The 21923-nt window shown below is 42.6% G+C and carries 14 protein-coding genes, 2 tRNA genes, 1 other RNA gene and 1 pseudogene; 8 read left to right on the top strand and 10 right to left on the bottom strand.

Annotated elements, in window-relative coordinates; genetic code table 11:
* Positions 1-62: 62 nt before the first annotated feature.
* The 4 genes from NP77_RS10830 (at position 63) to xthA (ending at position 1470) form a co-directional block, all read left to right on the top strand.
* Positions 63-147, top strand: a tRNA-Tyr gene (locus tag NP77_RS10830).
* Between the two features lie 40 nt (positions 148-187).
* Positions 188-272, top strand: a tRNA-Tyr gene (locus NP77_RS10825).
* Between the two features lie 41 nt (positions 273-313).
* Positions 314-441, top strand: a non-coding RNA gene (locus NP77_RS22945) — RtT sRNA.
* A gap of 222 nt (positions 442-663) precedes the next feature.
* Positions 664-1470: an exodeoxyribonuclease III gene (gene xthA, locus NP77_RS10820; RefSeq protein ID WP_033762790.1), complete on the top strand. Its 807-nt coding sequence runs from the start codon at positions 664-666 to the stop codon at positions 1468-1470.
* Between the two features lie 33 nt (positions 1471-1503).
* On the opposite strand, the gene NP77_RS10815 is transcribed toward xthA, so the two are convergent.
* Together NP77_RS10815 and NP77_RS10810 are read right to left on the bottom strand one after the other, a co-directional pair.
* A complete protein-coding gene (locus NP77_RS10815; protein ID WP_003852760.1) occupies positions 1504-1815 on the bottom strand; it encodes a YnjH family protein in 312 nt (103 codons plus the stop codon).
* Positions 1812-3410, bottom strand: a pseudogene (locus tag NP77_RS10810) (DNA topoisomerase III); the annotation flags it as partial. The pseudogene NP77_RS10810 and the gene NP77_RS10815, both read right to left, overlap by 4 nt.
* A gap of 215 nt (positions 3411-3625) precedes the next feature.
* Here NP77_RS10810 and NP77_RS23305 point away from each other — a divergent pair.
* The 3 genes from NP77_RS23305 to NP77_RS10790 all read left to right on the top strand — a co-directional run bounded on the left by NP77_RS23305 (position 3626) and on the right by NP77_RS10790 (position 6746).
* A complete protein-coding gene (locus tag NP77_RS23305) occupies positions 3626-4984 on the top strand; it encodes an IS3 family transposase (protein WP_082040842.1) in 1359 nt (452 codons plus the stop codon).
* Between the two features lie 192 nt (positions 4985-5176).
* Positions 5177-6232 (top strand): HNH endonuclease signature motif containing protein, encoded by a 1056-nt coding sequence (locus tag NP77_RS10795; RefSeq protein WP_039660117.1) that lies wholly within the window; start codon positions 5177-5179, stop codon positions 6230-6232.
* Positions 6233-6239: 7 nt separating this feature from the next.
* Complete coding sequence (locus NP77_RS10790) at positions 6240-6746, top strand: YrhA family protein (protein ID WP_039660115.1); 507 nt, start codon at positions 6240-6242, stop codon at positions 6744-6746.
* 179 nt (positions 6747-6925) lie between these two features.
* On the opposite strand, the gene NP77_RS10785 is transcribed toward NP77_RS10790, so the two are convergent.
* The 4 genes from NP77_RS10785 to NP77_RS10770 all read right to left on the bottom strand — a co-directional run bounded on the left by NP77_RS10785 (position 6926) and on the right by NP77_RS10770 (position 15196).
* A complete protein-coding gene (locus NP77_RS10785) occupies positions 6926-9649 on the bottom strand; it encodes a DEAD/DEAH box helicase family protein (RefSeq protein WP_039660114.1) in 2724 nt (907 codons plus the stop codon).
* Positions 9642-11495 carry a site-specific DNA-methyltransferase gene (locus tag NP77_RS10780; RefSeq protein WP_197066366.1) on the bottom strand — a complete coding sequence of 618 codons (1854 nt, stop codon included), beginning with the start codon at positions 11493-11495 and terminating at the stop codon, positions 9642-9644. The genes NP77_RS10785 and NP77_RS10780 overlap by 8 nt, the downstream gene beginning before the upstream one ends.
* Before the next feature lie 29 nt (positions 11496-11524).
* Positions 11525-14395, bottom strand: coding sequence for an ATP-dependent DNA helicase (locus NP77_RS10775; RefSeq protein ID WP_039660113.1), 2871 nt, complete (start codon positions 14393-14395; stop codon positions 11525-11527).
* A 474-nt stretch (positions 14396-14869) separates the two neighbouring features.
* Positions 14870-15196 (bottom strand): helix-turn-helix domain-containing protein, encoded by a 327-nt coding sequence (locus NP77_RS10770; protein ID WP_039660112.1) that lies wholly within the window; start codon positions 15194-15196, stop codon positions 14870-14872.
* A 128-nt stretch (positions 15197-15324) separates the two neighbouring features.
* Here NP77_RS10770 and NP77_RS10765 point away from each other — a divergent pair, with 128 nt between their 5' ends.
* Entirely contained in the window at positions 15325-15753 is a 429-nt protein-coding gene (locus NP77_RS10765) for a hypothetical protein (RefSeq protein ID WP_156137297.1), read from the top strand.
* 103 nt (positions 15754-15856) lie between these two features.
* Here the strand turns inward: NP77_RS10765 and NP77_RS10760 are convergent, their stop codons facing one another.
* The 4 genes from NP77_RS10760 to NP77_RS10745 are packed head-to-tail and all read right to left on the bottom strand — an operon-like array spanning position 15857 to position 21922.
* Positions 15857-17791 (bottom strand): DNA topoisomerase III, encoded by a 1935-nt coding sequence (locus tag NP77_RS10760; protein ID WP_039660108.1) that lies wholly within the window; start codon positions 17789-17791, stop codon positions 15857-15859.
* Entirely contained in the window at positions 17788-18264 is a 477-nt protein-coding gene (locus NP77_RS10755; protein WP_039660105.1) for a hypothetical protein, read from the bottom strand. The genes NP77_RS10760 and NP77_RS10755 overlap by 4 nt, the downstream gene beginning before the upstream one ends.
* Complete coding sequence (locus tag NP77_RS10750; protein ID WP_039660103.1) at positions 18264-20138, bottom strand: site-specific integrase; 1875 nt, start codon at positions 20136-20138, stop codon at positions 18264-18266. Before NP77_RS10750 ends, NP77_RS10755 begins: the two co-directional genes overlap by 1 nt.
* Positions 20138-21922, bottom strand: a complete 1785-nt coding sequence (locus tag NP77_RS10745) for a hypothetical protein (protein ID WP_039660101.1) — start codon at positions 21920-21922, stop codon at positions 20138-20140. Before NP77_RS10745 ends, NP77_RS10750 begins: the two co-directional genes overlap by 1 nt.
* Position 21923: the final 1 nt, after the last annotated feature.

Here is a 21923-nt window from a genome sequence, read left to right as displayed (position 1 = left end):
TTTACACCTTTATCGCATTTGGTATGATGCGCCCCGCTTTAAGAGAGAAAGATTCAGGCCATGGTGGGATTCCCGAGCGGCCAAAGGGAGCAGACTGTAAATCTGCCGTCACAGACTTCGAAGGTTCGAATCCTTCTCCCACCACCATCTGAATCTGAAACATCTTAAGCCACGTCAATATATCCCTGGTGGGATTCCCGAGCGGCCAAAGGGAGCAGACTGTAAATCTGCCGTCACAGACTTCGAAGGTTCGAATCCTTCTCCCACCACCATCCTGCATATCGCACACGAATCCCAAAAAACTACCCAAGCTTCCTGTTCTGCGGGGAGAGGGATGAGAACCTTCGATCAAGGTTCGTGTCGAGCATTGCGAGACAACGCGCTTCAGCGCGGCCCGCAGGGTGAGGCGCAACGCGCCGAATAATCCTTCTCCCACCACCATTCTGCAAATCGCACACGAATCCCAAAAAACTACCCAAGCTTCCTGTTCTGCGGGGAGAGGGATGAGAACATTCGATTAAGGTTCGTGTGCAGCATCGCGCTTCTGCGCTACCCGATAATTCCTTACCCGCTTTCGACCAATCTTCCCCTGTTCTGCCATGACTTTATGCATAAAAATCGTTACCATCTCCGGCTATCACTTGCTGAACAATGGTCGATCTCATGAAATTTGTTTCATTTAACATCAATGGGTTGCGCGCCCGCCCGCACCAGCTTCAGGCGCTTGTCGAACAGCATCAGCCGGATGTGATCGGTCTGCAGGAAACCAAAGTTCATGATGACATGTTCCCGCTGGAAGAGGTGTCAAAGCTCGGTTATCACGTCTTCTATCATGGACAGAAAGGCCATTATGGCGTGGCATTGCTCACCAAAGCTCAGCCCGTGTCGGTCAGTCGGGGATTTCCGGATGATGACGAAGAATCCCAGCGCCGTCTGATCGTCGCGGAAATCCCCAGCCCGATTGGCGATATCACCGTGATTAATGGCTATTTTCCACAGGGAGAAAGTCGTGACCATCCTACAAAATTTCCGGCTAAAGAGAAATTCTACCGCGATCTGCAACGTCTGCTGACCGACGATCTGCCTGCTGATAAGCCGGTTCTGATTATGGGTGACATGAATATCAGCAGCACCGATTTGGATATTGGTATTGGTGAGGATAACCGTAAGCGCTGGCTGCGCACCGGCAAATGCTCATTCCTGCCGGAAGAGCGCGAATGGATGGATCGCCTGCTGAGCTGGGGACTGGTTGATACCTGGCGTGAGCACAATCCGGAAGTTGCGGACCGTTTCTCATGGTTCGATTACCGTTCGAAAGGGTTTGATGATAATCGCGGGTTACGTATTGATCTGGTGCTGGCAAGTAAAAACCTGGCGTCACACTGCGTCGAGACCGGCATTGATTATGCTATCCGGAGCATGGAGAAACCTTCTGACCATGCACCCATCTGGTCAACCTTCCGCTTTTAACTGACGGTCGCGTGGCAGAGCGCCACGCGACGGCTATTTGACGATCTTCCAGATCAGGTTGTTGGTGCCAAGAGACTGTTCATCACGCGCGCACTGCAGCAGCACACCCTCAGATTTCACTACCGCGCCTTCTGTGTAGTTGCGGTTCTCAAAAATACAGCAGCGGAGACAGTCCTGCTGGCGTCTCTCTGACTGCGTCCAGGCTTCCGGCGGCATATCCACCACCACATCTGTGTTCACACCGTTGCTGCCCTGTTGTGGCATCGACTGATAACGACTGTTGGCCTGCACTGCGCTGGTCACCAGCGTCAGAGCCACGACCAGAAATACCGAATAATGCCTCATTCCGTCTCCTTCACTTTACGCCTGGTTTTGCGCACCGGACGTTTCTGTCCGGTGGACGGTAATCCCCGAAATGCATGCGCCGCAGGCTGCTGCCGCGCCTGCTGGATAAGGCCGGTTAAGGTCTGCACCAGCGGCTGCATAAACTCATCATAGCGGCAGGCCTTTTCGCTGATACGCGTCAGTGTCGATTCCCACTGCGCCGTCATATCCGGGCGCGCTGCCAGATCGGGCAGAGAGTGAATCAGGGCGCGTCCGGCATCAGTCGAATTGATGTAACGGCCCTTCTTCACCAGGAAGCCACGACGAAACAGTAATTCGATAATGCCGGCGCGTGTGGCTTCCGTTCCTAAACCATCGGTCGCACGCAGCACTTTCTTTAATTCTTTATCCTGGACAAAACGGGCAATACCGGTCATCGCGGAAAGAATGGTGGCATCGGTAAACGGGCGCGGCGGTTGTGTCTGCTTCGCCAGCACCTCGCCCCGCTCGCACAGAAGCTCATCCCCTTTTGCCACCACCGGCAGCGGCATACCATCATTCTCTTCATCCCGCTCTTTACTGCCCAGCAGCGCGCGCCAGCCTGCTTCTGCAAGAAAACGCGCTTTCGCCACGAATTTTCCGCCCGCAATATCAAGGTCGATGACGCATTTGCGGAACACGGAATCGGGGCAGAACTGCATCAGATACTGGCGCGCCACCAGCTCATAAATATTCTGCTCGTTTTCACTGAGCTTAACCGCGCTGGAACGCGCCGTGGGGATAATGGCGTGGTGGGCATCCACTTTTTTATCGTCCCAGCAGCGGTTTCTGCGATCGGCATCGAAGTCTCCGGGCGGGATCAGCTGCGACTGATGGGCTTGTATCGCCTTTAATACCGCATGTCTACCGGCAAAATGCTCTTCCGGCAGGTAGCGGCTGTCTGAGCGGGGATAGGTAATCAGTTTATGCGTTTCATAGAGCCGCTGGCAGGTATCCAGCACCGTCTGCGCACTCAGCCCGTAGCGTTTAGCCGCTTCAATTTGCAGGCTGGAGAGGGAGAATGGCAGCGGAGCCACCTCATTTTCACGCTTATCACTGTAAGCGGTGACGGTTGCAGGCTGGCCGGTAATGCGCGCCACCACATGATCGGCCAGCGCACGCTTGAGCAGACGGCCCTCTTCATCCTGCCACGGCTCACAGGCTTCGCTGGGGATCCAGCTGGCGATAAACTGAGTGCCATCAGGCGTGATAATATGGGCCTTCACTTCGAAGTAATCTTTCGGCACGAAGTTTTCGATCTCTTCATCGCGCCGGACGACCAGCCCCAGCACCGGCGTCTGTACGCGGCCAACCGACAGCACACCGTCATAGCCCGCATTACGCCCGAGAAGTGTCCAGGCACGGGTCATGTTAATACCGTAGAGCCAGTCAGCACGCGCGCGGGCCAGCGCGGAAACGCATAACGGGATAAACTCGCGATTCTCACGCAGGCGGTTTACCGCCCGGTCCACCGCCTGAGGATTGAGATCGTTGATCAGGCAGCGCTGCACGTTTTTACGTTTTTCGGCTGGCAGATTCAGGTAATCGAGTACCTCATCCACCAGCAACTGCCCTTCATCGTTACTATTACAAGTTGTTTTTGTGAAAAAATTTAATGCCATGATTTTTATTAAAAAAGTTCAATTTCATACTTTTGAACTTTTCAAAGAAATACTGTGCCCCAAGTTATGTATGTTTCTAAGTTGAAGAACAGATTAGTTACCCAATAAAGCCCCTACAAGATGAACTGCACCCCAAAAGTTGGACACCCGACTGATTAAGGTGCAGTTCAGTGAGAAATCCTAAGTTTTCCCTCGAATTACGGCTCGCAGTTGTCACGCATTATCTCAACACCAGCGATGGCTATCGTGAGACGGCTAAACGTTTTGGTGTGGGCCGCACGGCAGTTCGACGCTGGATTTCCGCATGGCAGCAGCACGGCATTGACGGGCTGACATGGAAAGCTGCTGATTACACGCCTGAATTCCGGCTGAAGGTTGTCCGCGCCGTCATCGATGATAAACTTTCGCTCCGCGATGCCACCGCTAAATTTAACCTTTCAGGTGAAAGTACCGTTTACCAGTGGGTTAAACGCTTTCAGACGTCAGGGGCCGGGGCGCTCTCCGGCATAAAAAGCGGAAGACCGAAAAAGCCGGAACCTATGCATAAGGACATCACCTCCCCGCCAGCACTCCACGATAATTCCCCTGATGCTCAGGCCGAACTGCGCTACCTTCGCGCTGAAGTTGCCTGGCTCAAAAGAACCGAAAGGCTGAATGGCGGTAAGTTTCAGCGCCGTAAAGTCCTTATCATTCAGGAACTGCGCCGGGAGCACAGGCTGAATGACCTGCTGAGGGCAGCAGGCATGGCGCGTAGCACGTTCTACCATAACCTCGGCGCTCTCAGGAAAGGTGATAAGCACCAGACGCTGAAAGAACGAATTCTGGATATTTATCACCACCATAAGGGGCGTTACGGTTATCGCCGCATTACGCTGGCGCTCCGGCGCGGCGGTTGCCCCATTAATCACAAGACGGTGCAGCGCCTGATGGTCGAGCTGTCGCTCCGCGCCGTTATCCGCGTCAGAAAATACCGCTCATGGAAAGGTCAGGTGGGGAAAATTGCCCCTAACCGGCTGCAACGCGACTTCACGGCTAGCAGCGCCAACGAGAAATGGGTGAGTGACGTGACGAAATTCGCCGTCAACGGCGAAAAGCTTTATCTCTCCCCGGTGATTGACGCCTTCAATAGCGAGGTTATCGCATACAGCCTGTCAGAAAGGCCCGTGATGGCGCTGGTCGATACGATGCTGGATAAAGCATTTACGCGGCTGACGCCGGGGGATGCACCCGTGCTGCACACTGACCAGGGCTGGCAGTACCAGATGGCCGCCTATCAGGACAGGCTCCGGGCAGCAGGCGTGGTGCAGAGCATGTCGAGAAAAGGCAACTGCCTTGATAACGCAATGGCTGAAAGTTTTTTCGGCACGCTCAAATCCGAATGCTTCTATCTGGAGGAATTTGACAGCATTCCTGCGCTGAGAGGGGCCATTGACGCTTATATCCACTACTACAACCATGAGCGAATCAGCCTTCGGCTGAACGGCCTCAGCCCTGTTGAATTCAGGTTACTTCATCTGAAAGCAGCATGACCAGGGAGCGTATTTCATATGACTGTTTCCGCCCCGTAGCAGTAGAAGGCAACACATCACATATTTTAGGCACCAGAATTTGGGTGCAGACTTCTGATGTACCACCAAAAAGTATTCCGCTGCTCATTTTTTCCATTAACTCCGCTAATTCTCTATAATTGGAGTGTCACCGATATAGCGTAAAGGGATACTATGCTACATAACTGCCAGGCCAGAACTCTGGATGATATCTACCTCAACGATATTCCCCATATTGTTCCCCCCGATACCGCGTACAGGTATCTTTCAGATACGGCAAATCCCGCACGTATCATTCGTGAGTGGGATTTGCCTGATGGATACTCGCTGCTTGTAAGGCGCTATCTCAGCATGCATTTCCAGCAGCCACATATGGCCTACCGGGACGCGTTGTATGAGGTGAGAAGCGGAAATATCGTCATACTCCGGCGCGAAAGTGGCACAATTTACGGCAGTGTTACTAACTCAGACGGCAGTCTTATCAGTACGCTGCCGCTTTTTCTGCGTTCTCGCCTTGAAGATGTGATAAGACGACAGCTTGTCCGCCCCGTAGCCACCAGAGTTATTCCGGCTCAGCGCCCACAGACAGGTAATACTATCAACAGCAAAGCTGCGGGAAGGCTTCTGGCCGCTGGCGGGATTTATAATGGCAATCCGGAAGGATTCAGAAAGACCGCCGAACAGTTAGGCGGTGATGCGGTGAAGGGATACGACAGCGTTCTCAACGAAACCACTTCCGGGATGATGGTAGCAGCTGCTTCACTGCTGGTTGTCCGTAACCCAGTTGCTGCGGAAGAATTGACCAGCTATCTGGGAAAATACAAAAAGGCACACGTTCTCCTGGATGATGTCAACGTGTCAGAGCTGAACTATGTTCGCCGTGACCGCGCTGAATATGCCGCGCTTCGTGGTGAGTTCAACAGTTCTGTTCGTCCCAACTTTCTCAAATCGCTTTCCGGGCACCCTGATGCACTATCAACGTTTGATTCTAACAATCTTCTACGCCTTGCCGATGGTAAAGTGCCGCCCGGTTGGCAGGTTCACCACAAGATCCCACTCGATGACAGTGGAACAAATGCCCTGAATAATCTGATACTGATCCAAAACTCGCCATATCACTCCGCGCTTTCAAAGACACAGGCGATCATCACTAAAGACCTCCCATACAACGCCAGCACTAACGTTTTATGGCCTTCGCCGAACGGCGTAATTTACCCTGTAGGGAAGTGAAAACGATATGAATAACACAATTCAGATAATGGGTATCTTTAAGAATTTGATGATTTCCGATAGTTACCCGATAGCCAGCCCAATAGCACGTAATGTTATTACGGACTTGAAGCGCAATCCTGCGCCAATGGAATGGGATGAAACTAAACGCGGTGTTTACTCGGATATTCAGAAACTAGTGATGAATCGCCAGGACTACGCCGATATGCTCGAAGTCATGGATGGTCTGGAGTACAACGGACTCACCCTGTATAACCTGACGCAGGCAGAGAATGGTGAGTTGGCGTGGTCAAATATCTATATTAGGAACATTGAAACGCGCGATAATGACATCTACGTTGATCCCAATCTGACAGACAAACTGCTGATTGGTGAAGATGGAATGTCCGTATTCGTGTACAGCTTAAAAGATAAGTGTTTTCAGATTCGTGACAAAGCCTCAACTGATTACGTTATTGAAGAGTACGAAACCTTCAGCGACCTCTTATCGGCCCTTATCGACATAGTAAAATAGTGTTATCTCAGTCTTAGGGGCATTGACAATTGAACACCCAAAGTAGTTAGAACACAGAATTATAAAGTGCTGTTGAAGCCCCCCGACCAATCTAAATCAAGTTGGTCGAGGGGATCCTCCGATGAAACAGTGTCCAACATTATGGGTGCAGTTCAAAGAAGAGGCTTTTTTGGATTTTTTTAATTTAAGAAATCCCGACCGTAAGAACCAGCAGCAGCATCTTTACCTTTGATAATTTGATAACCAATTCCAGCAGAGACACCCATAATTTCAGCAGCCTCCTGTTTATCTTTGACATTCTGAGAGTCAATCATATGCTCTCCCTTAACTTCAATCATCATAAATGAACCATCCTGTTTCTTAATCAAAAAATCAGGATAGTAGCTACGGACTCGTTGAGTATCGGAATCTACATAGTGAATAACAAAATCACTTTGACCATGTGTCAGCATGCCAGTAAACCAGATTTTTTCTACCTTATCATTATGCAGCATATCCCAGAAAAATTGTCTTTCAGGGGTCGAATCAAAACAGTAATTATCTAAGTGAAAACTGCGTTCTGAGACTTTAGATATTTCAGAATCTAATTTTCTAATAATTTTATCTTTAGCGGCTGTCACAGTATAATAACCAGGATCAATCGGCGGTTCTTTGACCAACTCAACTTCAAACTCTTCTTCGATACTATCCGAATTAATTTCATACATCGCTTTAAAAAGACGTGGGATTACTTGGTCGTAAAGAACTTCGTTAAATTGATTGACCAAGGTTAAAATCCCCTCAAAGTTTTCTTCAGTTAGAGAGATAATTTTATCGATATCAATACATGGTTTATTAAGATAACGTGCAATATCTGCGACCAGCGAAATGCGTGAGAATTTTCTTTGAACTTTCACATAAGAAAGGTCATCTCTTATTGCTTTTTTAATATCACCAAGATCATCAGGCATTCTCATACCTTCACGAACCTCATGAATTAAACGATAATCATTGAGTTCAATTGTGTCTAAGCCTAGCTTATAGCCTTGCTCAATTTCATCCCTTTCAACCAATTTATAGCTACGCCTGACACGCTTAATTGGTATCTTAACTGATGGTTGTAAAACACGAATACGAACAGTTTCTTTGTTTGGGTCAGGCTCAAGAATATCATCCACTGATACTCGGAAGTTAGCTTCTAACTCTTTATCGAGAAGTTTTAAATTGTCCTGGGTAAGATAAACATGGCCCGTATATTGTGCGTTTCCAATAGCACGTAAGCAGCGCATGGTAGCCTGAAGCACGAATATTTTTGATTTTGGCTCGCGGTAAAGAGCCACAGAGAATAGAGATCGACAGTTCCAACCTTCGCGCCCTTTATTAACCAACAAGATAAATTGTTTTTCTGATTGAGGCGTATCAAGACGGTTAAACTCACGGATATCGTCATCGCTTGTAACTTTAGCGTCACCTACATTCACTAGGATTCTATCTGATGAGACTCCACGTTTTGCAAGGATATTCTCTACAGCCGGACGAATCTCTGTCGTAATCTCTTCTATTGTAGTACCAAAAATAGCCATCTTTGGTAGCATATTTTCCGGTCTAAAAGGTTTAGTAATTTCTTGGCCATTGATGTCTAATGATATATCACTTAGACGCTCCATCTCGTCGAGAAAGTTATTAATTGTAATCTCGAGAAAATCTTCGTGCCTTGTATTACTGTAACCATTCAGACGGACTTGTTTCAGATAATTGTTATCGATAGCTTTACGTAAACCATAAGCGTATACCACCTCAGGAAGAACACTTTTACCAACATATGGTGTTCCCGTATAGTTATAACAACCTACAACTCGAGTACCTGCATGCTTTAAGTTAATAGCCAACTCATCAATAGTCTTACGCAGGGAATTCGGTGCACTTTTTACTCCCATGTCTTTGGCTAATTGATCCCCAAATGCATGGTGTGCTTCGTCAACAAAGATACCTAACTGTGGAAGTCTCTTTAATTTTTCAAAACGCTGATTTGTGACCAAATCACCTTCGGTTTCAGGTGCTGCCACAAGTGAATTAGAATCAATATCCAGGATACTGGCAACTGCATCGCCAATATCACCCAAGCCTTGGTAGATGTCATTACCTGAGCTATACAATCTCTCAACGGTTGATTTACCTTTGCTATCGCGCTTTAGGATTATCTTCTGACTATTCGATACAATAATGTTAAATTTAGAACCATCCAGCGTATTGAGAGATACTCCAGCATCCTCAAGGTAGTGAAACTTAAATTCTGCCACTATGGGCATGTATTCTGGTGGTACAACCTTGGCGTGACTGAACGATTCAATTTCTCTTAGTGACTGCAAAACAGTTTTATCTGGAGCAAAAATAAGTGCATTTTGAATAAAGCGTTCATCGTCACTTTTTTTATTACCCGAGAGAAAATCATAAAAGATACAAGTTGCCATCAGAATGGTTTTACCCGTTCCCATTGTCAGGGCAAAAATATAGTTAGGATACAAACGACCAGCATTGCTGGCTTTCATATTTTTAAAGATACCTTTGTAATCTTGCTGCGACATCTCCCAAAACATATCGCCTTGTACGATTTGACCTTCAACTGCATCAATGCCTGTCACACGTCCTTCAAACTTACCTTGGCTGGTGTACCAATCTTCAAACAACTGATAAACAGGTTTGTTATCTAAGAATTCCTTTAGAAACACATATATTTCAAGCGCTTCAAACTGAGGTGTTCTGAGGAAACTTCCTGGTCGTGAAGGATCGTTATAATCGAGGAAAGCTTTACTAAGGCGAGTGTAATTTTTACGCACAAGGCCACGTTTCTGCTTGTAAAACTCATGTAGGTGAATATAAAACGAGTTATTGAGTTCGAAGTTGTCTTGAGCACCTTTAGCCATGTGCGATTACCTCTTCGTAAGACTCCGAAAGCAAATCCGTTATCTTAATTTTAATGTTACTTGCGCCCTCTGGAATTTCATATTCACCTACAACAAATTCGTTCTTATCCGGGATGTCGATAACGACGGGTTCCATAACGGCACCATCATAATTCCAGTCGATCATGATAGATTCCACCATCTCTCGCCACTCGCTAATATTTTCTTTTTGTTGGCTAAGTTTTTGCAGCAAGTTCCGGGGATAAAATGCCTCTACAACTAAGTTACCATCTTTAACTTTAATTATTGCTTCTGAATCATATTTAAAAGTTAAGTCTGATTTATCACGTAGAATATCGACAACTTCGACTTTTAGTTTATAACCGCATTCATTTTCAAGTATCGCTCCTAATCCTGGCTCATGCCCCATGCAGACCAGCATAATCTCTTCTACAGGCTTATTTGGATTTGCTAATTTGCGTTCTTCAAATTTTCTGTATGGGAAGTTTGCAATTAACTCGTTAAGATCTTCTTTAGTTGCTATGCGGTTAACAGGCATGATCTTAACTTTGTAGCCATCTTTTTCACCATCGTAAACTGTATTTGAATCTAACTTTTGAATTTCCAGTGCTTCAATTAGGAGATCCCTTGCCTCCACTGGATTTCTGAAGATGTCATAATTATTCACATTGTAAACTTCAAAATATGCCGCATCACATGCTAACCTTTTTGTAGTTGTCTGAATTGCCCCTAGGTTAATATCTGCACCAATAAATTTTCTACCCAAACTATTCGCTACTACTTGAGTGGTTCCCGACCCCATAAAGCAGTCCATAACTAAATCACCAGTATCACTACCAATCTGAATAATTTTCTCTAATATAGAAAATGGTTTTTGAGTCGGATAGCCTGTTTTTTCTGATAATGGAAGCTGTTTTGCATCTAACCAAATAGTACCAATTCTCGCACCTTTAGAATCTTTGAGATACTTCTTGTAAGACCAAACGCCAGTTTCACTTTTTACAATAAGTCCTTCCTGATCCATCTTATCCATTGTTTCAGGCATAAACCTCCAGTGATTTCCAGCTAAAGGCATCATGTCATTCCATTTACCACCTGTGCTACCATTACGAGTACCGGGCGCATGGAGAGGAAGTAGCCTATACTTTTCTCCATCTGACTCGACATATCTATATGCAGATTCTATATATTCATCTCTCAGTTCTTCAAACACCTCGTTAAAACAGTACTCTCTATTCTTTGAATATAAAAATATTGTATCATGCACATTACTTAATGAGGATGAAGTGAAGTTTTTTGAGTTACATTTTTGCCAAATAATTTCATTAACAAAATTATTTTGTCCAAAAACCTCTTCTAGTATGCATCTTAAGTAATGGCTCTTATGCCAATCGCAGTGCAAAAATATCACTCCTTTCTCTGAAAGAAGTTCTTTTATTAAAATGATCCTCTCATATACAAATTGTAGGTATTCATCATTTGACCAGATGTCTGTATATTGTTTTTCTTCGAAAGAATTAACATTCCCGCTTAGCTGCTTACTCTTAAGATTAACTGTTTTTTTATAGTCAGCGTTCGAATCAAAAGGAGGGTCTATGTAAATAAGATCCACTTTTCCACGGAACTCTTTGAGTAAATGACTCATCACTTGAAGGTTATCACCCCAAAAGATTTTATTTATCCAACCATTTTCATCTTCTTGGCCATAAACTTCCTTTAATTGAGCAGGAAAATACTGTGTTGAACGAAAAGGACGCTTTCCTTTCCAGTTCAGCATCGGATAGCCTTTAATCGGCTCGAATTCATATTTTTCGATGCTAATTTGTTCTTCATTGGTCATGTTCATCTCTAACCTCTTCTCTTTTAAACATTCACTCAAGCACTAAAATTCCAATTCTTTCGGTCACAGTATGCTCTTGCACTACAGTCAACACAGGTCTTATCTGGACGTGACTTGATAGAAAAATCTTTGGTCTCAATCCTGCCAACGATTGTATCAAATTCCGCTATCGTTTTGTCGATCGTACTGCTAGATTTAATGAAAGAAATGTTAGGCAAGCCATTGATTTCACCGGTAAAATATAGGTGCATTTTGCTTACATGATAACCATAACGCTCTTCTATTAAATGAGCATAGATCTCAAGTTGTCTTTTATGATGCTCAATACGTTCTTTATCACGCTCCATATCAGGTTTCCGTTCCGACTTAAAGTCCACCAATTCGACAGTTCCCTCAGCACCTTTAATTAAGTCAACATTACCTGTTAGCACATAGTGACTTTTAACCAAAGAAATATCGACTTCCGTTTCTTTAATATCCGACCAATCGCCATTCTTACGCCCGACATAGCGCATTACATGTTTCAACGCCGCACCTAATGTAGATTCCCCTAAATACATACGTTCACGATTTGCCAAATTTTGATAATTATCCATCAACCATACTTTTATATTATCTTCGGTGATATTGAATACCTCACCTCGAATAGCCATCTTGTGAATATCTTCAAGAGTTTCATGAATTAAGGTACCAAACAGCATAGGGCTTGCTTTAACTGGCTGAAACTCCAACTCTTTAAATAAACGGTATTGCTCAGCGCAGGTTTCAAATAATGTAATATGAGATGTAAAAGCATATTCGTTTTTTATATTCACATCCTTTACTGACTCAAAATCTAACGCAGCGAGTTGAAGTTTAACCTCTCGCCAATACGTTAAGCTTGCAGTGCAATCGGTGAAGTGTCTAGATGGTGTTCGTCCATGTCCAGATTTTTCTTGGCCTGTGAGTATGAGTAAATTTTGCGGCCGAGAAAACCCAGTATAATAGAGTCGCCAGAAGTCAAAATACTTAGTATCGTCTAATTCTTCAAATGGCTTTTTATCCATATATTGGGCTTCTATAATTTCATCAAGATCCGTATATTGCTTACGAGGAGTTGCTTCGAGAGAACCCAAAAAAACAATAGGAAATTCTAATCCTTTCGACTGGTGTATTGTTAAGAAAGAGATACAGCCTGAAGGGGCATATTCGGACATGTCTTCATACTCATCAATCCCTCCATCATGTAAAAATCTAAAGAAGTTATCGAATAGATCTCGAAGATTACGTTCTAAATACTTGGGATTTAGAACGCTAATATGATGTAAATACTCAAACTTGCCAAGCATTCGGCTAAATTGTGCTAAGTTTCTTTGCGCACGAGCATTACCGTTATGTTGATCTAAATATTTAGAAAACAACGGAAATTGCAATATCTCGTAAAATATCCCTAAGAAGGAATTATCTGCACTTTTAGTTAATTTTATGTGTTCATGTGCTTTCTTCTTACACCATAAGACTAATTCTGATTGTTCTGTTTTACTTAGTTCAGAGAGAAGCGGGGATAGACATTGTTGCTCATAATAGGTCCAAACGGGTAAAGCCTTGCCTTCCTGAACACGCTTTTTGCGATCAGGTAGAACCATTGGAAAAACGAGATGTAACACACCGAGCATTAAACGAATCTCCTCTCTCTCAAAGAACAGATTCGCACGCGGTGAATAAACCGGAATCCCTTTATCTTCAAGAAATTGAACCAGCTGCCTTACTTTATCGTTTTTCACTGACCGAAATAAGAAAGCAACTTGATTCCAGTCTTTCAGTTTACCATTATCTCTTAGATGAATTAATAGCTGATAAACATCTTCATGCCAATCATTTCCTCTAGGAGTGATAGCGCTAACTACCGTCGGACCATCCGGAAAAGTACCATCTCGAGCAACAATATTCTTAGGGTAACGAAAGTTTATCCCGTTTCTAAGCCATGGCTTCTCTTGCATATAAGTATCGTAAAACCTAACAATTTCAGGATGTGAACGATAGTTGATAGATAATTTAACCTGCTGACATTGTCCTAGAGGAAATTGTTTCGAAAATTCAAGTATGTTACGTACACTCGCCCCACGGAAACGGTATAAAGCTTGATCATCGTCGCCAACAACACAAAGGTTTTGTTTTTCTCCCATTAAGAGCTGAAGTAATTTTTCTTGTATAGTATTAGTATCTTGGTATTCATCCACCATAAGGTATTCAAGCTTAGCTTGAAGCTCTTTTAATAGATGTGGATTATCTCGAAGAAGATAGTAGGTTTCGAGCTGAATACATGAAAAATCTAAAGAATTATGTTTTGCTAAAAGTCTTTGATATACTTTATAGCTGTTGCCCAAGGCATTGATCACCACATCTGAAGAATGACACAACTCTTCAACATCCAATACCTCTTCTGAAACCTTATTCATCCAACCGATTAAGTTTTCAGATTTAATCCAAGCTGGGAGTTTATGCTCCCCCTGAATTTGCTCTATACCTTCAATGTCTTTGAATTCTCTCAACCTTTGATAAATAAAATACTGCTGATCGAACTGATCCATTAAGACAAAGGATCGTTTCAAACGAGTATGTTCACGATATTCCTCCAATACCCTCAGGCATATTGAGTGAAACGTCCCCAAGTACATCTCGTTTATATTAAATTCTAAGCCTAATTCAATAATTCTATTGGATAAGCGTGTTTTAAGTTCTAGTGCAGCCTTTTCCGTAAAGGTTACAACCAGTAATTGGTCTGCTGCCGCAACATGAACAGTGATGAGATTAATAATGCGCTCAACGAGTGTGTAAGTTTTACCTGACCCAGGACCTGCAATGATTAGCAATGCCCCCTTATGATGATGTATCGCTATTTGTTGGTTTTCATTAAATGTTGACATAGGCAACCTATTAATCAAGTTGAACCATAAATTTAGCTTTTATTGTTCAGTGTCTTATCATCTGCAAAAGAGAGGGGCATGGCCTAACCACAACCTTCTCTAAGAATCACTCACGAAAATATTGGTTTCTACGACGAGAGTTGTGTTTCCAACTCTTAGCTACTTTAATTGTATTAGTGGGCAAGTCATCCCAAGGATCCACCAGACATGAACCTCGTGCTGCTCTCAACTTAAGTGGGAAATCCCGAAACTCAACATTATGAAGACTATAGAAACTCTTCTCTTGAAATGTACTAAAATACTTATGGTAATGGCTACGAAGATTCGTATAGAGATACCAAGTTCTAGGCCCATAATTTTGGATAGATACAATTTTATACTGTGACTTGATTTTTTTCATTTCACTTCCTAGTTATTTTAATTACCTAGAAGTGATCCTCTGAGTAGTAGCTCATGGTTAATTATCCTTATGAATCAATGATTTTCACGTAACTTAGTAATCAGACTCAGCTTTGACTTTTCATCCATATGGTCAAAGAGACAGACGAGCTCTGCACTCAACTCATCTTCACAAAAAAAGTAACTAAGTGGAACGTCAAGTTCATTAGCCACCCTCTTGAGCATATCTATATCAGGGAGATGACGTCCTTTTTCGTAATGGTTCATACGGCCGCTAGCCGAGGCTTCGTCCATACCAGCTCTAATCCCCAATTCCTTTTGAGACAGACCTGCTTTTTTCCTGGCCTGCCTGAGCCGTTCGGGTAGAGGGTTATTCTGCAAAGTTTTTTCATCTTCAGACATCTCGAGTGCATAGATTGTCTAAGTTTCTCTTAGTCCTGTATACTTAGCAATCCTAAGTTTAAGGTTTTCGAGTTTCTACAGATATGAATCATGTGACTTCATTTCGGAGCAGTAAAAAGTTTCGGCAGGTGTTAGGCAAAGCTAATTGTCACTTAATATCACGCAAATCATTGATAAACATTGCTATTGATGAGCTAAATTTATCTTTTAAACAGGCTGCTGGACTTGTAGATCGAGGTATACATGAGTTAAAGAAGCAAGGTTTAGTGCTTTCAAGTGGACGCCCTAAACACATAAGCTATGTTTTTTCGTTGAGCATAAAAAATGATGAGGCATTTCAATTAATTATTGATGAAAAGCTTGTACTCTCTTCCGAAAAGGAAACATTAGAAAAAGAGCTATCCATGATTAGTTACGAACTTGAAGCTTATCAAGAACTTCTAAAGAAAATTCCGCATAAGAAGCTGAAAATCATCAAGCTACAGCAAGATACCTTAGAAAAGACTAATCAGTTAAATGGCAAACTTCGAGCAATTAATCAGCTGTTATCCCATTGAAACGAATAAGGAAGCCAAGTGAATGGCTTCCTTTTCTGAGTTCTTATACGACAGCAAAAAAAAATATTTTTGATGGTTCTAAATGATTCTGGCCTTGATAACATTAGTTTTTTTTATTAATGACATCTTTTTTCCGAATTTTTGTTGTTAGCTTTTTATAGGAAGTTTTGCCCAAACCTTTAAGGCCACCAAAGTGAATATTATCAACCTGATTTATGAATACATGCAGTCCCTCTACCATCGGTTGCATAAACTGACCATATTTTAATTTTTTTTCAGAAATAGCTTCTAACTGAGACTCCCAATGTGCCGTCATATCAGGTTTGGTCATCGCTTCTGGCAGGGAAAGTATCAGTCTACGTCCAATATCTGTGGCATGTATTTCTTTGCCTTTTTTGGTCAAATAGTCACGCCTAAACAGTAACTCAATGATTCCTGCACGGGTAGCTTCCGTCCCAAGACCATCAGTATCTCTTAGTACCTTCTTAATTGCCCGATCGGTCACGTATCTGGCAATGCCCGTCATAGCTGATAGCAAAGAAGCATCGGTAAAGTGTCTTGGCGGCGAGGTATGTTTTTCATCGAGTTTGCCATCAACACATAGTACTCCCTCTCCTTTGATAACCTCAGGTAACCTTACGGCTGAGAACTCTGGATCATCGGAAGATGATTTCCGCTCTGGTAATAATGCTTTCCAGCCTTTATCCACCACTTCTTTTTGCCTGCTGATAAACAATCCGCCACCGACTTCGGTATCAATCTGCTTTTCTTGATATTGAAAAGGTGGATAGAACTGCATTAGATACTGTCTCGCGACCAGTTCATAGATGTTCTGCTCATCCAGTGACAGACGATTAGTATCAAACCCCCGGCTTGTCGGTACAATGGCATGGTGCGCACTTACCTTATCATCATTCCATGCCTTGGATTTAACGAAGAGATCAGCGATATCGACTGCTGCTGCCAGTCCAGGGATTGTTTTAGCGATCGCTTGAGTGACCCTCTGAGTGTCACCAAAATGTCCAGAAGGCAGATAACGACAATCCGAACGAGGATAGGTAATCAGCTTATGCTTCTCATAAAGCTGCTGACAAACATCCAGCGTCTTCTGGGCATTGAGATTAAAACGTCTGGAAGCATCGATTTGCAATGCGGACAGGTTATAGGGTAATGGTGGGGCTTGCTTAGCCCGTTCTTCCGTTACCGCAACCACAGTTCCTGGCTGGCCTGTCACCTTCTTCAACACGGTTTCAGCCAACTTTTTAAGGACCAGTCGCCCCTCTTCATCCATATAGGGCTCACAGGCGGCACTCGGCTTCCATTTTGCGGTATAAATTTGGTCGTTATCGGTTTTAAGATCTATAAACACTTCATAGAAGGGTTTGGAGACAAAATTCTCGATTTCTAAATCACGATTAACAACTAAACCTAATACCGGAGTCTGTACCCGTCCTACCGAAAGCACTCCGTTATAACCCGATGACTGTCCCCGTAAGGTACATAAACGAGTCATATTGATACCATAGAGCCAGTCAGCACGTGCACGAGCTAATGCTGAGGTAGCCAGCGGGATAAAGTCGATATTTCTACGCAGGTCATTTAACGCACGTTGGATAGCATCGGCGTTCATGTCGTTGATTAAACAGCGTTTGGCTGCTTCACGTTTCTCTTTTGAGACACCACAATAGTTGATAATCTCATCAACTAAGATTTGACCGACCCTATCGGGGTCGCCCATATTGACCAGAACATCGGCTTCGCTAATTAATTTTTTTATTACGTTAAATTGCTTCTGCGTAGCGGGCTTAACCGAGTGTTTCCACTCCACTGGCACAATAGGCAGGTGTTCCCTACGCCATTTTTTGTATTCAGGGTTATAGGCATCAGGCTCAGCCTGTTCGAGTAAATGGCCAATACACCAAGTAACCACATCACCGTTGGCGGTTCTAATAAACCCGTCACCCTTTTGATGCGGTTTAGGCAGAACATCAGCGACTGCCCTACCCACGCTCGGTTTTTCAGCTATGTACAAAATCACTGACTTCTCCTGCTACTGATATCAACAATCTTGAGTGCTGATACTTCCCTTTCCAAGGCGTCGATCTTATCTAATGCTTCGAACAAAGAGAATTCTAACTGGGCATTTTGGGCAATAATCTTATCGCAGAATTCTTTGATATTGTCTCTTTGCGCCTTATAACGCTCTTTTAACTCGCGTTCCTTATCCCTTTGTACGCGCATTCTATCCACCGAGATTTTACCTGACTCGATAGTAGACACTGCTTTATCGAGCTTTCTTTCGTGAATAGCTCTTTTAGCTTTCTGGACAAACTCATTGTAATAGTAGATCCCCCCCGAACTCAGACCCGCTTCCTGATTGATACGGCTCAGACTTACTCGCCCATCGTGAGGAGTCCGCTCCGGGACGCCGTTCAACAAACGTTCAAGCGCCCGTTCAAGCCTGATTATGGTCTGTTTACCTCGGTCAGAGAGAGTCTCTTCATCAATCATCAATAGGTATCCTTTTTATTAAAAGCAACATACTCAAGATGATGCTCTGATAAAATCTGTTCAATTGCCCTGATTTCGTAAAATAATTTCGAGGTAACATTCGGCATATCCAGCCCAAGAGATTCAATATCATTATGTTTTATGATTAATTTTTCTCTGATATTAACGAGTGTTTTTGCCTTGCCTTTTGTAACGATTTTATACTGGCAAGTCGTCATATCACAAATTCGGTCACAATCAGGATTAGTGCAGTATCCACCTGGATGCTCAACTATTGAAAGCCGGCCGTCCTGAACTTGCTTACGGATCTCTTCTCGATTTAAGTAGATACGAGTATCGCCCTCAGCCCGCAGATTTTTAATTCTTTTCCCTTCATGGCCTGCTAATGTTTCAGCATCGTTATAAATATGATAAAAAACATCTGTCATATAGTTCTGGTTTTCACCCGCAATTTCATCCTGGAGATCTTGATCAATCATCATATCAACGTAAGAAGCGATATTGGCCTGATTGGCATACCAAGACGTCATGGCTATATTCATATGCTTAAACTGATACTTAATATCTAGCAGAGAGGCCAACTTATTACGCACCAGATAAACAGCAAAAGTCCGACGAAATGCATGGGGATGAACCTTCAACATTTGTCCAATTTTAAGCTCACCTTTTCTTGAGGGATTTAATAAGTCGAATTCTTGAACATCATCCTTTGTAGCACGATATCCAATGGATTTAACGAAGGTGTTAAGAGAATGAGCTAATGATTGTTTTCCAGCTTCAGGCCGATGTCCTCGCATATAGGGAAGCGTAACAAATAAGCTATCTACCTTTTCAAGAAAAGCATTTCTTTCATCAGGATGTACTATTGAATCCGCTTTTTCTCGCCACTTTTCACGCGCAAAGCTAAATGCATCCCAAAGCAGTAAGATAGCTTTTTTAACACTCGGTATAGTCACCCATGAGGTGTGTCGTACTACCCCTCCTGCATTAGGTTTGGTATCAAGACCATGCAAAACAGGAACAGTCATACCTGCATATTTCTTCTCTTGATAGGAATCAATATCAAAAGACTTTATCTCACCATCCCGACAGCCAGTAAATGCTGCAATCACGGTATAACAGGCTCCACGGAGCCATGATAACCATGATCCGCTATAGTCAAATTGAATATCAATGTTTTTTGGTAGCTGTCTAACATTCTTAAGTGCGTATCTTCTTGCAGAAATATTAGACTTATAGCGCTTTGATGATTCTAAATATTTAGACACATAATCATCATAGCATAAAGATATTTCATTTCTATAAGGATAATAAGTTTCAACAACGCTCAGTGCCTCACCATAATATTTAGACGCAATAGACTCTGGAATGCATACTGCTTGTGAGACTGATGCACCACTCACAGATAAATATAATGCTATTTCTTCGTAGTTCTTTATCTCTCTGGTAATTACTTCTGCATTATGCAAATGAGATAAAAAAACTAGATTATTCTTCCATGTTTTAAATTTTAAATTTTTACTTCTTGCTTCAACTAATAACCGCCTAAAACCCTCATCATCATCAATAAAGCCATATGATACTCCATTACATCCAGTGATGCATTTTTCAAAAACAACAGCACCCTCAATGATATTTTTAATCGCACTTTTTTTTGACTTTAAGCTATGATTTGATATCACCTTGTGAACCAGGTATTTTACTGTAGACTTGAACTTACCAGATAATCTGGAGAAAGAAACGTTAAAGCCTAATGACCATAAGTACCACTTATCAGAACCATAGTAGCTATATGGATTGCCTTCAGTGTCAAAAGAAACGATCAGATCATCATAAATATTATTGCTATCGATAAATTTCAGAACTTGTCTCATCAGTAAATACCCAGCATTAATTCCAGGTCATTCGCATCCTGCCAAAGGGGATGCACTCCATCCAGGTACTTATCATAGGCTTCCTTATACACTGCAGCATGCTCATTTTTTATTCTTTCCATGATGACCTGAATAGTATTATTTACCTTATTCAGTAAGTTTGATGGCTGGGAGTTAATAGCAGGCCTTGTCACTGTTTCCAGAATAACATCATTAAAAGAGAGTAAAAGCCAGATATCATCAGCCTCAGCAATAATAGCGTGGTGCCTGCATCCAAAACACTCAAGGAATTTATGACAAGCTACCACATCATGATTTTCAGCCAGACCATTTTTGACCAGAGCCTCTTTAACTTTTATCGCTTTATCATTGAATGCTCCACCGCATCTTAAGCCATTGGTCAACTTTTTAAATTTCTTGCTGGCTTCGCTCTCTTTAAGCGGGTCGTGGTACAGGAATGCACTCTCAGTGATGGCCTTATCTAACGGTTTTCCCAAGGCAGTCTGCTCTCTGATATATAGTGCTGAAGCCAGTGAGAATTCAGTGGTGACACGGTTACCATCTGCATAATGTTTTGCAACCGTTTCAACGGAATTATTGAGCCCCTGGGAAACAAAGAACACACTCTCTGTTGCTCTCATAATTAGTGAGGCTTTCGTCTTTCTAAAACGTTGGCTACTCAAGGCAGGTAGCCCAAGATCAACAAAAGTTTTATTTAAGACACTCATGCCACTATCAGTCATATATGATTTATTATTAACTGACGGATTAGGAAATAACAAACTAGTTTCATCATTATTTATTTTTTTGCAAACACTAATCCAACTTTCAAAAAAAGATCTCGCATCCTTAGTAAAGCCGACATCAATTTCATTCGTTCGACCTGACTGCCTTCCTTTTTTTGTGTTTAATTTATACGTTTTTCTATTAAGATCTTTAAATAGACCTTCGCTGAAGTCAGACAATCTTAACTTTAATAACGATGATGCATTTGCACCTGTATAGAAACATGTCATGAAGTAGGCTACCCTAACTAAGTCAGATAACCATACAGTATCACTATTTTTATATGAGACTGTTCTCTCCGTTGATGTCTTTTTTTTATATTTATGATTACCTGCTAGATCTTTTAGTTCATAAAGAGGAAAAGCTTTAGGCTTAGTACCATTTTCGAGATGCGCAGCATAACAAATATATATAGCTTGCAATGCAGAAAAAATCTCTTTAACTTCATCATCAGTATAAGGAGAAACACTCTGCGTATCTGCCGGAAAAGAAATAAACACGCTTTCACATTTTTTAAATAGTTCATAGTCCATAGCTTTCAATAAAGCTTTAATGGAATTTTGACGACCAGATAATGTTTTCCCTTTACTTCCTTGATTATGTGAGCTAACAAGATTTTTTATATACATTGATATTGTGTCAATGCAGAAAGCATTCTTGATTTTTTGTTCATCTACCATTTTTAAGAAACGTACAGTTTCATTAAAAACATTTACTTTAGTCCGATCTGTTGCATCTAAACTGTGTATTGCATTACAAATACGTATTACAAGTGATTGTCGATTAGCATAAACAAAATTAGGTTTATCTATTTTAATATTTATAGGGTTATCAGTAATAGTAATAGCAGGGCAATTTTCGTAGAGTAAACGCTCAAAATTTGCAGAGCGATCTTGATCTGTGATAAATTTATCTCGTAAGCTAATATTAATTACTGTATCAGTATCAATGTTCGATGTCGTTACTGTTTTGCGTTTATTCTCTTTTAAAAATGCCATG

The organism is Pantoea sp. MBLJ3 (assembly GCF_000816655.1).
In the GTDB taxonomy this organism is placed as follows: Bacteria; Pseudomonadota; Gammaproteobacteria; order Enterobacterales; family Enterobacteriaceae; genus Pantoea; species Pantoea eucalypti.
This window is presented reverse-complemented; position numbering and strand designations above follow the sequence as displayed.